The following is a 13,909-nucleotide window of genomic DNA, read 5'->3' as shown; positions in this document are numbered from 1 at the left end:
CCCATCATGCACCGCCGGACATATTTGTTGTACGCGCCTCCGCATCAATTTGCAGATAGCGTTCTTCCAACTCCAACAAGTCCCGCTTGCGACCACGGATACGGCGCGCTGGTACGCCAAAGTAGATACCCCAAGGCTCCGTGGACTTGGTCACCATGCTGCAGGACCCTACGGATGATCCCTCACCCATTAACACACCAGGGAATACAACGGACTGCGCACCGACAATCACATGCCGTCCCAACTCGACGCGCGCGCGACTGATTTTGCGGTACTCCATAGGAACGGTCGGATTCGTCAATGCTGTGCCGCTATAGTCGTCAGACTGTGCAAACACAGTCACGCCAAAAGCGAGGCCGGAGAAATCGGCCATACCTATGCCCTCGCGCCCGCCAATAACTCGACAACCGTGCGCAATGTGCACGTTGCGCCCGAGCGATACATTGCCAGAAATCACACAAAAATCATCAACGATGCAGTAATCGCCGAGCGAAATGTACTCCGGCATATAGAAGCGGGAAGTGCGCGCAAGTTGCACCTTAGCACCAAGGTGCTTAAACCCCATCGCCTCGAGCTCGTGCTGCTCGTAGTAGCGGGCATCAATCAAAATATATTCCCCTCATCACGCGTGCCTGCTGTGCAAAGCAGCTTTGGCAGGTGTGCGTGCAAGTCACGTAGGCAATTCACGGCAGTCCAGGCCTCTTGCTCGGGATGGAGTTCTCGCCATAGCGCCCCATCGAAGTTGAAGAAGGCTCCGGCGCGGGTCAAGTGGAAGGCGTGCCGATAGCCTGCCAACAAAGCGCCATGGATATCACGGTAAAGGTTGTCCCCTACCATCACCAACTCGGCTGGTGACAGTGCCAATGCCTCCGCTGCAGCCGCAAAGGCCGTGCCATCGGGCTTACGACAGCCCAGATCTGCCGTCAAAATCACCGCATCCAGCTGCGAATCGAGCCGGCTGACTTGCAGCTTCTGCCGCTGCGAAGCGGCGGGGTTGTCAGTCAGCAGTGCCAGCCGGTAGCCTGAACGTCGAAGCTGATCCAACACCCCATCGACTTCGGGATACAGACATGCTTTACGGGGAACAGCCCCGCGATAGGCTTCGATCAATGCATCACGAGTAGCCTGTCCCCAGCCCCATCGCGAACAGAGCCGATCAAACAGATCAGAACGGTGCCCCTCTTCGATCAGAGCCCAGCAGTCCGACAGAAACTGGGCCTGTGGCGGCAAGTGTGCCGCCAAGCCCCGCCAAGTCAGCCGCAGCTTGTCGAGCATCCATGCCTTCTGGTCCAGCAGGGTGTCGTCCAAATCCAGAACCACGCCACGCACCCCGGATAAATCCAACCGCGGCACCAGTTGCTGGCGGAACAGCTGAGTCGTGCGTTGGAGCACTACCGGCTTGGCACATGGAGCAGGATCCGGTGACGCTTGGAGCAGGAACTCCATCGGATTCAGGCCTGCGGAAATGCTGAGGGCCATGGAGGTTCCGCCGCGCGGATTGAAATCGCTCACAGCGACTCCGCCGGACCAGTGCAGCAGCTGCAGATTCAATGGACCGCACGCGCCCAAGTCCGCCAGTCCACGCGCTGCAGCCGTCGCGGCAACGCTCACCTCCGAGGGGGCGCCGGGCTCGCACACCACGGCATAGCCGCCTACGGTTCGTAACCGCCGGCGGAAGGCCAGCGGTGAGAGCGCTCCATCTGGACGCACCGAGAAGTCAACCGAGTACTCGTCGAAGTCCGTCAGCATTGGCTGCCAGACATACCCCTCGGGCAGAGACGCCATCTCCTGGCCGCGCCGATGCTGCAGCATCGCACGCCCCCCCCATGCGCCACGCGCTTTGCCGATCAACAGCTCCGGCGCAGCCGGATCATCCGGCCGCTCAAAAAAGGGCAGCACCCTGTGACCTTGTTCGGCAAGCCAGCGATAGAACGCAAGCTTGTCTTGCCCAAGTTCCAGCGCTCGGCCTGTGGAGACCAGCACGCTGACACCCATTGCCTGCAGGCGAGTGCGCAAACGGTCAACCGTCCGCAGTTCGTGGTCGGTAGCAGCCAGCAACAGCTCGATGTCCTGCTCTTGACACAGATTCAGCAGAAACTGCTCAAAGACTGCTTGATCGCTGAGTGGCGGCGCAACGACATACTGGTCTGCCAAGAAGCGAGTGACATTGTCTGCATACGAGTCAGCAACGATCAGGCGCAGACCATGCAACGACTGCAGGCCCTGGATCAGCGCGAGCCCCTGAAATCCACCGGCGCTCAGCAGAAGAAGGCCGCGGGGCTTCATCGCGATGCCTCCACCAGGAAGGCGTTGGACAACTCTGGCAATGGCGCAGCCACCTGCTGAAGCGCGGTCCAAACAGCGGGCGTGAGCCCAAGCCTGTTGAGCTGCGCGGTCGTGAAGGGTTTTAGCAGCAAGCCCTTCTCGCGCTCGACACGCAAGCCCGCCGCCTCGACCTGCTTGCGAAGCGCGGGCAAATCGTAATAGTGCTGATGCCCGAGCGCGCGATCGGCTTCGCTGAGTGAATAGACATCGTCCAACAAGCCTGCGGCCTGACCAATCAACCTGTGTAGAGAACGGGCATTGGGCACGGCGAGGAAGACGCGCCCGCCGGGCAACAGGAACTCATGAATGCGGCGCAGCAAAAGCTCCGGGTCGTCCACGTGCTCCAAAACAAAGCCCGCCTCGATCAATTCGTACGGCTCGTCCGGACGGAATTGCTCGAAGAACGCCTCGACCAACTCCAGGCCCTGCGGAAGCGGCGAGTGTTCCGCGCGAAATCTTTGGAGGATGGCCGAAGACGCATCGACGAGGGTGTATCGCTGCAGACCCATAGGTCCAAGCGTCGGAAGAATGGCTGCGGCAACTGCCTGATGTCCGATACCCAGACTCAGCACGCGGCGCACACTCTTCTCGCGAATGACCTCAGCGATCTGTTCACCATAGGCCTGATGAACGATCAAATTCTCCTCGTAATGAACAAAGCCCGGCTGATAGGCGGCCGCGTGATCGTCGAGTAGAGGAGAGGTTTGCATCGTCAGTCCCGACCGTGAATCCCACGAACGATGTAAGTCGGTCGGTTCTGGACTTGACTGAACACCTTGCCAAGATAGATGCCAATCAGACCCAGGCCGGTTGTCGTCACCCCCAGGCTCAGTGCCGTTAGCGCCATCACAGAGGTGAAGCCAAGCAGTGCGTCGTCAAAGAAGATCTTGCGCGCAATGAGATAGACCACATAGGCGAGACTCAATCCCGTCACACAAAGCCCCCCGGTGAACAACCACATCAGCGGCTTGGCCGAGAAAGAGGCTACGGCATTGATGAGCAGACTCAGCTTGCGTCTCAAGGTGTAGGTGCTACGCCCGTCACGCTGCTTCTTCTTCACTACGATGCCGATCTGTTTGAACCCTGCCCACGACATCATCCCGGCAAGAAATAGGTTCTTGTCCCCCATACGCAGCAGCGCCTCTACGTATGGCCGAGTCATCACTCGCTCCGTCGCAACGTTCTCCGGGATGTGGGTATCGCTCAGCAGATTGAAGCCCTTGTAGAAAAGTCCGCCGGACAGCTTCTCAAAACGACCTCCCTTGCGCGCCTCCTGATAGCCGTACACCATGTCGGCCTTGGTCTCGTTCAGCTTCGCGTCCAACTCCACGAGCACGCCGGGCGACACCTCCAGATCGCAGTCAATCAGGAAAACGCGCTCTCCACGTGCCGCACCGAGCCCCGCCAGCATTGCCGCGTGATGGCCGAAATTGCGCGACAGGTCGACGACAACCAAGCGTGGTATCTGCGCCCTGGCAGCGAGCGCAACGTCCAGAGATTCATCTGGCGAGCCATCGTTGACCAGCACGATCTCGAAGTCTTCACAGTGAATCGCTCTCAAAGCCTCCAGACACTGCGACAAAAAGGCCGGAATGAATCCGGCCGACCGATACATGGTTGAGACGATGCTGTAGCGAGGCGCTGAGGCAGCGCGCTCGGTCTTCATACCTTGACGCAGATCCTGGTTCACATCGATCACAACAGCACCTCGACAACCCTGGCGTGCCCCAGAAAATCCTGCGGGCTGGCGCTGGCGCCATAGGCCCCGGACTGGAAGATCACGGCCAGATCGCCGGGCTCGGCGGCGGTGAGCTCCATCTTGTCGGCCAGCAGATCCAGCGGCGTGCACAGCGGGCCCACCACCGAGGCGCTCTCGCGCCGGGTCTCGCCCCGGTTCTGGCTCAGCATGGCGGGGTAGTTCTTGCGTATCACCTGGCCGAAATTGCCCGAGGCCGAGAGGTGGTGGTGCAGGCCGCCATCGGTGAGCAGATAGACCTGGCCGCGCGAGATCTTGCGGTCCAGCACCCGAGCCACATAGACCCCGGCCTCGCCCACCAGATAGCGGCCCAGCTCGATCACCAGGCTGGCCTGGGGCAGATCGCGCGCCGCGCGCTCCACCAGGGCCTGCAGATTGGCGCCTATGGGCGCCAGCTCCAGCGGGGCCTCGCCCGGGAAGTAGGGAATGCCGAAGCCGCCGCCCAGGTTCAGGAACTTGAGGGGCGCGGGCGCCTGCTCGGCCAGGCGCAGGGCCAGCTCATAGGACTTGAGCTGGGCCTCGCAGATGGACTCGGCCTTGAGGTTCTGCGAACCGGCAAAAAGGTGGAAGCCCTCGAAAGCCAGGCCCAGGCGGCCCACCTCGGCCAGCACCGGTCCCAGGGCCTCGGCATCGATGCCGAACTGTTTGGGGCCGCCGCCCATCTTCATGCCCGAGCCCTTGAGCTCGTAGTCGGGGTTCACGCGCAGGGCCACGCGCGCCGGCAGGCCCAGGGCCTGCGAGGCCTCGGCCAGCACCGGCAGCTCGCGAGCAGACTCCACATTCACCAGCACGCCGGCCGCCACCGACTGGCGCAGCTCGCTGTCGCGCTTGGCCGGGCCGGCAAAGCTGATCTCGGCCGGGTCGGCCCCGGCGTCCAGGGCCACCTTGAGCTCGCCGCCGGAGGCCACATCGATGCCGTCCACCAGGCCCGCCATCAGGCCCACCAGGGCCGGCATGGGATTGGCCTTCATCGCGTAGTGCAGCTTGATGGCGGCCGGCAGGGCCGCGCGCAGCTGGGCCACGCGCTGGCGCAGCAGACCGCGGTCATAGGCATAGAACGGCGTCTGGCCCACCCGGGCGGCCAGGCGGGAGAGCGGCTGGCCGCCGACGATCAGCTCGCCTCCCTCCACGGGGAACTGCGCCATGGGCGCATGGACGGGCTTGTTGCTGACAGGGGCGCTCTCGCTCATAGATGCTTCTCCACCCAGGCGGTGGACAGGAGTTTGCGGTCAATCTTGCCGTTGGGATTGCGGGGCAGCGGGCCGGCCTGCTGCTCGATGCCGGCCGGCACCATATAGGCGGGCATGCGCTTGCGGCATTCGGCCTGCAGGGCGGCCAGGTCCAGGCTCTCGGCGCCCGCGGGCGCGGTGGCAATCACCTGGATGGCCTGACCCAGGCTGGCATGGTCCACACCAAAGGCCACGCACTCGCCCACCAGCTGGGTGGCGTAGAGGATTTCCTCCACCTCGGTGGGGCTGACCCGGTAGCCCGAGGTCTTGATCATCTCGTCGCGCCGGCCGATGAAGTAGAGAAAGCCCTCGGCGTCGCGGCGCACGGTATCGCCCGAGAACACGGCGTACTCGGGCAGCTGCAGGCCTGCTTCGCGCCCGCCCACGCCGGCCGGCAGGGGCTTGTAGCGCTCGGCAGTCTTCTCGGGGTCGTTCCAGTAGCCCTGGCCCACCAGGGGGCCGCGGTGCACCAGCTCGCCCGGCTCCTCGGGTGCGCATTCCGTGCCGTCCTCGCGCAACACCAGGATCTCGGCATTCGGAATCGCCTTGCCGATGGAGTCGGGCCGGCGGTCCACCTCCTCGGGCGGCAGATAGGTGGAGCGGAAGGCCTCGGTCAGTCCGTACATCAGGAAGGGCCGGGCCGCCGGCACCCGCTCGCGCAGCAGCTGCAGGGTCTCGCGCGGCATGCGGCCACCGGTGTTGGCGAAATAGCGCAGGCGCTCGTTGATGGCCGGCGGCCAGTCCATCTGCGTGAGCTGGATATAGAGCGGCGGCACGGCCGTGAGGCCGGTGATGCGCTCGCGTTCCAGGGCCTTGAGCACATCGCGCGGCAGCAGGTAGTTCAGCAGCACCACCTTGGCGCCCACATGGAAGGCCGTGGTCAGCTGGCTGAAACCGGCGTCGAAGGACAGAGGCAAGGCCGCCAGCAGGATGTCCTGCTCATGGTTGCCAAGGTAAGACGCCACGCTCTTGGCCCCGGTGACCATATTGCGATGCGACAGCACCACGCCCTTGGGGCGGCCGGTGGAGCCGGAGGTGTAGAGAATGGCGCAGAGGTCCGAGTCGATCACACGGTGGCCGGGCTGGGGCGGTGTGGCCAGCAGGCGCTGCCAGTCCTCGCCATCGGTCAGCAGCACCTGGCGCAGGGCCGGGCACTCGGGCAGCACCTCGCGCAGCAGGGCATGACGGTCGGGCGAGGTGATCAGCACCCGCACATCGCAGTCGCGCAGGATGAAGCCCACCTGCTCGGGCTTGAGCAGGGGGTTGAGCGGCACGAAGACCCCGCCCGCCGCCGGCGCGCCAAAGCTGGCCACCACGGTCTCGAAGCGCTTTTCAAGGTAGATGGCCACTCGCTCGCCACGCCCCAGGCCGAGCAGCATCAGGCCGGCGGCAAAGCCCTCGATCTGGGCTCCGAGCTCGCCATAGCTCAGGGTCTTGCCTGCATAGCCCAGGGCTGGCGCATCCGGACGCAAGCCGGCCTGGAGCAGGGGAAGTTCATGGAGAAGACTGGATTCGACGGTCAAACGCTCGCTCATGCTCATCGTGACTGGATCGTGGATGCGGGGTGGCACTGCGCCTCCGGCGGGAGGCACTGCCGGGCTCGCATTGCACCATGTTCCGGCGAGCCCGCGCAGATTACGCGATCAGGATGTGAGAAATTCATGCAGCGGCCCCTTGTTCTAAGGGGTTGCGCAGCGCTGGGCAGCCCGGGGTACACAGTTAAGATGCCGCCAGCCTTGAGGGAGGCGTTCGCACATCCGCAGCGGTACGCCGCCTCAGCAGGAACAGCAGCAACGATATGGATACCCAGAAACAAGTTCTCCGAATTCTTGACGAAGTCCTCAGCCTGGACGGACGCAGCGCCAGCTTCACCCGCGACACGGCACTGCTGGGCGCCATTCCCGAGCTGGACTCGATGGCGGTCGTCAGCCTGATCACCGCCCTGGAAGAACAGCTGGGTATCAGTGTGGAGGATGACGAGATTGAAGGCGCCACCTTTGCCACCGTGGGCGCGCTGAGCGACTTCGTGCAGGCCCGTCTGCCCTGAGGCCAAGGGCGCCTCCGGTCTGAACCCGAGCTGTGCACATGCAAGCCTTCTTTCTCGAAGCCGAGGGCCAGGGAGGGCAACGGCTGTGCATACACCACGACGCACAAGGGCCGGAGAAGCGAGGCCAGATCCTTTACCTCCACCCCTTCGCGGAGGAGATGAACAAGTCTCGGCGCATGGCGGCCCTGCAGGCCAGGGCCATGGCGGCCGCAGGCTATGAGGTCCTGCAGATAGACCTTCTGGGCTGTGGCGACAGCAGCGGCGACTTCGGCGACGCCAGCTGGGAGGCCTGGGTGGCCGACGCGGTGCAGGCCTGCCGCTGGCTGAAGGCGCAGCCGCAGCCCGCACCACTGTGGATCTGGGGCCTGCGGGCGGGCTGCCTGCTCGCGGTTGACGTGGCCAAGCGCCTGCCTTCAGCGCCGAATCTGCTTTTGGTGCAGCCCCCCGCTTCGGGCAAGACCGTGCTGCAGCAGTTTTTGCGTCTCAAAGTTGCTGGCGGGATGCTCGACGGCAGTGGCAAGGGGCTGATGGCCCAGCTTCGTCAAGCGCTGAGCCAAGGTCAAAGCGTGGAGATCGCCGGTTACAGGCTTTCAGCGCCGCTCAGCACGGGGCTCGAGGCGGCGAACCTAAATCCCATCCCCACGCCGACAGATCAACAGGCCCGCCTGGTCTGGCTGGAGCTCGCCAGCCAGCAGCCGAGTGAATGGTCGCCGGTGGCAGCACAAACCCAGGAGCGCTGGCGCGAAGCCGGTTGGCAGCTGCATGCCGAGCAACTCGCGGGCCCCGCGTTCTGGCAGACCACCGAAATCGAAGAAGCCCCGGCCTTGATTGATGGCGCGGTTCGCGGCCTGCTGCAACAGGCGTCTGGCGCAGATCAGAGGGCTTACCGCCCCCTGGAGCACTGCGCATGAATTGCGGCGGCCATGCATTGACGGGCAGCCCCGGAGCCCCTGCCCAGGGCATCAGGGAGCAGGCCCTGTGTTTTGACTGCGCAGGACAAGCGCTGCTGGGCATCATCAGCAGCCCCACGCAGGGAGAAGTCGAGACGAAACTGGGCGTGCTGATCATCGTGGGCGGCCCCCAGTACCGTGCGGGCAGCCACCGGCAATTCGTGTTGCTGGCCAGACAGCTCGCTGCGGCTGGCTATATCAGCATGCGCTTTGACACCCGCGGCATGGGCGACTCGGCGGGGGCGATGACAGGCTTTGAGCAGTCTGCTCCCGATATCGGAGCCGCCATTGATGCCTTGCTCAAGAACCGCCCGCAGTTGGAGGGCGTGGTGCTCTGGGGGCTATGCGACGCGGCCTCCGCTGCCCTGCTCTACCTTCAGGCCCGTGGCGGCGATGCCCGCGTGGCCGGCCTGGTGTTGGCCAACCCCTGGGTTCGCTCAACGCAGGGTCTGGCCCGTGCTCACCTCAAGCACTACTATCTGCAGCGACTCGCCGACCCCGACTTCTGGCGCAAGCTGCTGAGCGGCAAGGTCGCTGGCACGGCCATTGCGGGTCTGATCAAGAACATCGGGCATGCCATGGGAAGCCGGCAGCCGGGCGAAGACTCCCGGTCCGCCGAGGGCGCGAGCCTGCCCTTCCAGCAACGCATGGCATCGGCCTGGGCCAAGTTCCAGGGCCCCATCCTGCTCCTGCTCAGCGGGCGGGATCACACGGCGAAAGAGTTTCTTGAATACACCGGCATGACTCGTCAATGGCAGGGGCTGCTGCAAGGCGAGCACGTCAGCCGGGTCGACCTGCCGCAGGAGGATCACACCTTCTCCAGCGCCGAGGGACGGGCTCGTGTCGAACACCACACCCTGCAATGGCTGCATGGCTTGCCGCCCGCCCGTCATGAGTAGCGAAGTGCCAAACACAACGGCACAGCCCCCTCGCAGCCCGGCGGTGGACATGCCCATGACCCGTCTGGCCCGAAGCTGGCGGACCAAGCTGCTGTACTGGGGCTCGCGGCTGTTCAGCCTGCTCACTTGCGGCCGCGGCAGCATGGACATCTACCTCATCTGCACGCAGCCACTGCGAGAACTGGGCCCGGTTCGCAGCAGCGGCAGCACACGGGTCTGCGAGGTGCATGCTGGCACCGACTTCGCCGGGGCCTTTCCTCGTTCCGAAGAAGTCAACCGTCAGCGCTTCGAAGCCGGCCATAGCTGCTTCGTGGCCACGGTCAAGGAGCAGTTTGCGGGCCATATCTGGATTGCACGCGGGCATTACGACGAAGACACGTTTCGCTGCCGCTACACCTTGCCGGCAGATGGCCGTAGCGTCTGGGACTTTGATGTCTATGTGGAGCCGCGCTACCGCCTTGGCCGTACCGGAGCCCTGCTGTGGAGTGAAGTTGCGGGCCAGTTGCGTGCTCAGGGCGTGGAACAAAGCTACAGCCGCATTTCGCTGTTCAATACGCAATCGATACAGGTCCATGAGCGCATGGGGGCCAGCCGCGTGGCCTGCTGCGCCTTTGTCGCCTTGGGCCCCGTGCAATTGATGCTGAGCTCGGTCGGCCCCCGCATTCGCCTGAGCCTGGGCCGAAAGTCTGCAAGGCCCGAACTCAAGCTGCCCCACACGGCCGCAGCCGATGCGCCCCCCACACCAGGCTCGGCGGCGGCCCTGATTCTTGGGGCCGACAGCCACGGCCTTGCCATGTTTCGTGCGCTGGCACGAGCTGGCATAGATTGCTATGTGGCGGAGCACGACCCAACCCAGCCAGGACTCAGAAGCCGCTATCTCAAGGGGCATTTCAGCGTGCCGCACTTCAATGCGCCTGAGTACCCCGCCGCCCTCACAGCCCTGCGTCAGAAGCTGAGTGCCTATCAGGACGTGGTGCTGCTGGCGGTGAACGACCGGCATGTCGAGCAGATTGGCAAACACGCCGAACTGCTTGGCCCGCTGTATCGCGTCGCCTGGTTGCCGCAGGCGCAGACCGTGCTGAATCTGCAGCGCAAAGACGCGCTGGAGGCTCGCAGCCGGGCCCAGGGTCTCAATTACCCGCGAAGCATGGTCATTGCGCGCATGACTCAAGCCGACGAGGCACGCGAGTTTCAGCCGCCACTCATACTCAAGCCGGTGCGCCCCCTATCGGCCTTCAAGACCGAGATCGCGCAAAGCCATGAGGAGCTCTTGCAGCTGCTGCAGCGCCACGAAGCCTCGCTGCCCATCCTGGTTCAGGAGTACATCGCGGGTGGGGACGACTCCATATTTTTCGGGGCTTTGACGCTGAGCGAAGGCCGCCTCGTTCGCGGCATGGTGGGCCGCAAACTTGCGTCACATCCCCCCGCACGGGGCCAGACGACGATTGCCCAGACCTATGACGAACCCGAAGTGCTGCGATTGTCCCAGCGGTTTTTTGAAGGTCTTCCGCTCAGCGGTGTGGTTTCGCTGGAACTCAAACGCGACCCTCAGGGCCGCTACTGGGTGATCGAGCCCACAGTCGGCCGCTCTGACTTCTGGGTGGAGCTGTGCATACAGGCTGGCTACAACCAGCCCCTGCACGAATACCAGCTGGCGCTGGGCCTGAGGCCCGAAGCCGGGCCGCAGACGCTGCAGCCAAGCGTCTGGTACGACACCGAACGCGATCCGCTGGCTTTTGTCCACCATTGCCAGGCCTTGCACAAGTACATGGGCCTGCCCGGACATCGAAGCAGCTTCCCCTACTTGCGGCAGCGCTTTGATTGGCTGCCCTTTCTGGCCTCTAGCATCAGACTCGCCGGCAAGCAGGCTGTTCGCGCGGCTCGCGCCCTCAGGTTCCGTTGAATACCGTCCGCCAGGGAAAAGACATGATTCAGCTCCGCGTCGTCACCTCTGCCGTCATGCTGCTCGCCGTGTTCGGTGTTTCATCCACCGCGCGAGCACAGTCGGAGTGCGGAAACCCCTTCGTCAATCACTACGGCCCTTTCGACTATCGAACAGCTACCAAGGAGAATCTGGCGCTGGTTGAGCGCGTGCACTTCACCCCTGGGGTAGAGACGATGACCAAGCCGGCGACCACCACTTACGGGACCATGGCCTCTGACGTCGGTTATACGCTGCACGTATTCCCCAATCACCATCGGGCGCTGATCACGATGGCAAAACTCGGGGAGCGCCACAGAACGGATCAACCCCCAGGGGCAACATTCACGGTGGATTGCTACTACCAGCGCGCCGTTCTCTATCGGCCAGACGACAACGTGGCTCGGTTGCTGTACGTCCAGTTTTTGGCCAAGCAAGGCAAAGACGATGCCGTACTGACCCACTTACGAGAAGCCCAGCGCCGTGCCGGCGACAATCCCGTTTCGATCTACAACATCGGCTTGGTAGCGTACGACGTCGGGGCCTTCGATATTGCACTCAACCAAGCCCATCTTGCCGCGGCGGCAGGCTACGCTCGGAAAGGACTTGAGGAGAGGTTGCGCAAGTCAGGGCACTGGATTAGTCCGCCGGAACAGCCGGCATCGGCCGCCTCTGCCTCAGTCCAATAGAGTCAGTTCAAGCTCTACCCCACCGGCCCCGTTCAACCGCTCAAAAGCCAGTGTCTCAAGGGCCGAAGCGGCTGACGATGGAGCCTCGCAGCATGCGCCCCAGGGTCACCAGCAAGCTCCGGTAGTAGCTCGGGCAGAAGTTTCGGGCAGCCGACTGGAACTGGGGCAGATGGCGTACGAAGTTCCAGAAGAACGCTCGATCGTAGCGAGATATGCGCAGCAGCTGGGAGAAATAGGCGAAGCGAACGCATTCCAGCTCCGGCTTCGGGATCTCGAAACCCTTGACAATCTCCGACAACACCTCGGACTTCTCGCGCTCATGCAACCAAGAATGAACCATCTTGGTACGCACGCTCTGGCTTGAGAATCGGAAGTAGTTCAAGGGCCGTGCGAGATAGGCCAGATCGCTGCGCTCCAGCAAGCGCACATAGGTCAGATAGTCACCACAGTAGCGCATCGCCGCGTGCGCGCCGCCCACCGCGAGCAAGGTCTCGCGCCGGATCAGGGCCGAGCTGACATTGGGGATGATGCACTTCTGGATCAGCAGTCGCCCTGCCTCTTCCCGGCCGCCCGCGATAAAGTCAGTTTGCCACTGCGCCAGCCCACGACCCACATCGGCCAACCAGTCGTCCGTGGAACCAATCTCGCGGCCCGTCTCGTCCACCTTCAGCGATTTGCAAAAGGCAATACCCACGCCGGGCGATTGCTCCATCACGGCCACCAACTGCTCCAGAAAATCAGGCGCCGCATAGTCGTCCGACTCGGCAATCCAGACATAGCGACCACGCGCCAAGCCTAGACCCTTGTTCCACTGGCGGTAAGGACTCCCCCCATTGCGCTCATTGAAGCAGAGCTGGGCCACCTTCGGATGATTCGCGTAACTTTCCAAGAGCGCCTGGCTGCCGTCCGAGGACAGATCGTCAAGCAGAATGAGCTCAAAGTCCTGGAAGGACTGCCCCAGGATGGAGTCGAGGCGCTGGCGCAGAAAACGCTCATGGTTGTAGTTCGGCACGATGACCGAAACCATAGGGGGAGATGCCGTGCTGGTTTGCAACATAACTGGCCTCGTTCGTCCTTCTGCGCTTAGCGCCGTTTTGCCCGATCTTCAGCGCGCCAGACGCTCAGCACGCAGGACGTCCAGCAATTCGACAAAGCGACGCACCTTGGCATTCATGACGGCCTCGCTGCTCAGAGTGCCGGGACGACGCGCGGCTTCCAGCAACTGGGCACGTGCCAGGCCGATGTCTGATTCCGCACTCGGGCGAGGACCGGTGCTAGCAGCGCCCAGCCCCACGGCAGAGGCCACCCGCTTCAGACCCGCCCGCCAGCCTGCGTCAGACTGGGGTGCATGCAGGGCGCGGATCGCGCTGGGCTGATAGGGCAGATCGAACACCGACAGCCAGTCCTGCCACTTGGCCCCGAGGATGTCAGGGTTGCAGGTGATGGGCACCCAAGGCACACGCAGCGCGTCGGCAATGATGGCGCCATGCATGGCCTCGCTGAGCAGCACATCACAACGCCGGATCTCGTCCAGCACCCGGTCTACCGACCAGTGGCAACTGATGGGATGCAAGCCGATCTGCTGCGACAGTGTCATCCAGTCAAAAGCAGCCAGACTTTGTCCTGTGAACATGACGCCGACGCGCTGGCGCGAAAGCGTCAAAGGCGGCAGCTCTACCTGTCGGATAAGCACGGCGGCGTCGGCCACGGCAGTCTCAACAGCTAAACCGAGGGACTTCGCCGTCAGATGCCCACGCACGGCATGCACACGCACACGCTGATCGATCTGCATGGGACGGCCGTAACCCGCGCCGCTGCCCATGATGTGCAGACGACCGCTGTCAGGCAACCGGTGATTCAGCAAGGTACCGATCCCGACAAAGCGTTCCGAAGGGTCATCGTCTAGAACATCAGGAATCAAGCGGCCCCACAACCAGGGGTTCAAGTCATCGCCGAAATTACCAGCCGGATCTTTGAAGTAATGGAGTTTCATAGCCAATCAATCCGCAATCAGTCCGATTCGATAGGGGTCGTCGCCGGCCCCGAATTCACCTGTCCCGGCTCAGCCAGGCCTTTCACCAACACACCACTCA

Annotated in this window: 13 protein-coding genes; 5 read left to right on the top strand and 8 right to left on the bottom strand. The window is 63.3% G+C overall.

The window, feature by feature from the left end; all coding sequences use genetic code 11:
• Positions 1-4 precede the first annotated feature (4 nt).
• The 6 genes from DFR39_RS15645 to DFR39_RS15620 are packed head-to-tail and all read right to left on the bottom strand — an operon-like array spanning position 5 to position 6,851.
• Complete coding sequence (locus DFR39_RS15645) at positions 5-607, bottom strand: acyltransferase (protein ID WP_211343886.1); 603 nt, start codon at positions 605-607, stop codon at positions 5-7.
• Positions 604-2,286 (bottom strand): HAD-IA family hydrolase, encoded by a 1,683-nt coding sequence (locus tag DFR39_RS15640; RefSeq protein WP_133604638.1) that lies wholly within the window; start codon positions 2,284-2,286, stop codon positions 604-606. The genes DFR39_RS15645 and DFR39_RS15640 overlap by 4 nt, the downstream gene beginning before the upstream one ends.
• A complete protein-coding gene (locus tag DFR39_RS15635) occupies positions 2,283-3,035 on the bottom strand; it encodes a class I SAM-dependent methyltransferase (RefSeq protein WP_133604636.1) in 753 nt (250 codons plus the stop codon). Before DFR39_RS15635 ends, DFR39_RS15640 begins: the two co-directional genes overlap by 4 nt.
• A 2-nt stretch (positions 3,036-3,037) precedes the next feature.
• Positions 3,038-3,991, bottom strand: a complete 954-nt coding sequence (locus DFR39_RS15630; protein WP_133604634.1) for a glycosyltransferase family 2 protein — start codon at positions 3,989-3,991, stop codon at positions 3,038-3,040.
• Positions 3,992-4,020: 29 nt separating this feature from the next.
• Positions 4,021-5,271, bottom strand: a complete 1,251-nt coding sequence (locus tag DFR39_RS15625; RefSeq protein WP_133604632.1) for a pyridoxal-dependent decarboxylase, exosortase A system-associated — start codon at positions 5,269-5,271, stop codon at positions 4,021-4,023.
• Positions 5,268-6,851 (bottom strand): acyl-CoA ligase (AMP-forming), exosortase A system-associated, encoded by a 1,584-nt coding sequence (locus tag DFR39_RS15620; RefSeq protein ID WP_246030865.1) that lies wholly within the window; start codon positions 6,849-6,851, stop codon positions 5,268-5,270. Before DFR39_RS15620 ends, DFR39_RS15625 begins: the two co-directional genes overlap by 4 nt.
• Positions 6,852-7,108: 257 nt before the next feature.
• Between DFR39_RS15620 and DFR39_RS15615 the strand changes: the two genes are divergently transcribed.
• The 5 genes from DFR39_RS15615 to DFR39_RS15595 are packed head-to-tail and all read left to right on the top strand — an operon-like array spanning position 7,109 to position 11,816.
• Positions 7,109-7,357, top strand: a complete 249-nt coding sequence (locus DFR39_RS15615) for an acyl carrier protein (RefSeq protein ID WP_133604630.1) — start codon at positions 7,109-7,111, stop codon at positions 7,355-7,357.
• 38 nt (positions 7,358-7,395) lie between these two features.
• Positions 7,396-8,268 (top strand): hydrolase 2, exosortase A system-associated, encoded by an 873-nt coding sequence (locus DFR39_RS15610; RefSeq protein WP_133604628.1) that lies wholly within the window; start codon positions 7,396-7,398, stop codon positions 8,266-8,268.
• The gene (locus DFR39_RS15605) at positions 8,265-9,206 is read left to right on the top strand and encodes a hydrolase 1, exosortase A system-associated (RefSeq protein WP_211343885.1); all 942 of its coding nucleotides are present in this window, start codon (positions 8,265-8,267) and stop codon (positions 9,204-9,206) included. The genes DFR39_RS15610 and DFR39_RS15605 overlap by 4 nt, the downstream gene beginning before the upstream one ends.
• A 49-nt stretch (positions 9,207-9,255) precedes the next feature.
• Positions 9,256-11,109 carry a GNAT family N-acetyltransferase gene (locus DFR39_RS15600; protein ID WP_162849550.1) on the top strand — a complete coding sequence of 618 codons (1,854 nt, stop codon included), beginning with the start codon at positions 9,256-9,258 and terminating at the stop codon, positions 11,107-11,109.
• Entirely contained in the window at positions 11,106-11,816 is a 711-nt protein-coding gene (locus DFR39_RS15595) for a tetratricopeptide repeat protein (protein WP_133604624.1), read from the top strand. Before DFR39_RS15600 ends, DFR39_RS15595 begins: the two co-directional genes overlap by 4 nt.
• Positions 11,817-11,871: 55 nt before the next feature.
• On the opposite strand, the gene DFR39_RS15590 is transcribed toward DFR39_RS15595, so the two are convergent.
• Both DFR39_RS15590 and DFR39_RS15585 read right to left on the bottom strand, forming a co-directional pair.
• On the bottom strand, positions 11,872-12,843 hold the full coding sequence (locus DFR39_RS15590; RefSeq protein ID WP_162849549.1) for a glycosyltransferase family 2 protein: 972 nt from the start codon (positions 12,841-12,843) through the stop codon (positions 11,872-11,874).
• A gap of 78 nt (positions 12,844-12,921) precedes the next feature.
• Positions 12,922-13,809, bottom strand: a complete 888-nt coding sequence (locus DFR39_RS15585; RefSeq protein ID WP_133604620.1) for a polysaccharide pyruvyl transferase family protein — start codon at positions 13,807-13,809, stop codon at positions 12,922-12,924.
• Between the last annotated feature and the right edge of the window lie 100 nt (positions 13,810-13,909).

Origin of the sequence: Roseateles asaccharophilus, from assembly GCF_004362405.1 — a bacterium.
In the GTDB taxonomy this organism is placed as follows: domain Bacteria; phylum Pseudomonadota; class Gammaproteobacteria; order Burkholderiales; family Burkholderiaceae_C; genus Kinneretia; species Kinneretia asaccharophila.
The sequence above is the reverse complement of the archived record's forward strand: the minus strand, read 5'-3'. Positions and strand labels throughout refer to the sequence as shown.

Excerpts from the sequence above, each read along its gene's own strand:
- DFR39_RS15605 (WP_211343885.1), top strand. The coding sequence starts at position 8,265 with ATGAATTGCGGCGGCCATGCATTGACGGGCAGCCCCGGAGCCCCTGCC.
- DFR39_RS15585 (WP_133604620.1), bottom strand. The coding sequence starts at position 13,809 with ATGAAACTCCATTACTTCAAAGATCCGGCTGGTAATTTCGGCGATGAC.
- DFR39_RS15630 (WP_133604634.1), bottom strand. The coding sequence starts at position 3,991 with ATGAAGACCGAGCGCGCTGCCTCAGCGCCTCGCTACAGCATCGTCTCA.
- DFR39_RS15640 (WP_133604638.1), bottom strand. The coding sequence starts at position 2,286 with ATGAAGCCCCGCGGCCTTCTTCTGCTGAGCGCCGGTGGATTTCAGGGG.
- DFR39_RS15590 (WP_162849549.1), bottom strand. The coding sequence starts at position 12,843 with ATGGTTTCGGTCATCGTGCCGAACTACAACCATGAGCGTTTTCTGCGC.
- DFR39_RS15615 (WP_133604630.1), top strand. The coding sequence starts at position 7,109 with ATGGATACCCAGAAACAAGTTCTCCGAATTCTTGACGAAGTCCTCAGC.
- DFR39_RS15635 (WP_133604636.1), bottom strand. The coding sequence starts at position 3,035 with ATGCAAACCTCTCCTCTACTCGACGATCACGCGGCCGCCTATCAGCCG.
- DFR39_RS15625 (WP_133604632.1), bottom strand. The coding sequence starts at position 5,271 with ATGAGCGAGAGCGCCCCTGTCAGCAACAAGCCCGTCCATGCGCCCATG.
- DFR39_RS15610 (WP_133604628.1), top strand. The coding sequence starts at position 7,396 with ATGCAAGCCTTCTTTCTCGAAGCCGAGGGCCAGGGAGGGCAACGGCTG.
- DFR39_RS15620 (WP_246030865.1), bottom strand. The coding sequence starts at position 6,851 with ATGAGCATGAGCGAGCGTTTGACCGTCGAATCCAGTCTTCTCCATGAA.
- DFR39_RS15600 (WP_162849550.1), top strand. The coding sequence starts at position 9,256 with ATGCCCATGACCCGTCTGGCCCGAAGCTGGCGGACCAAGCTGCTGTAC.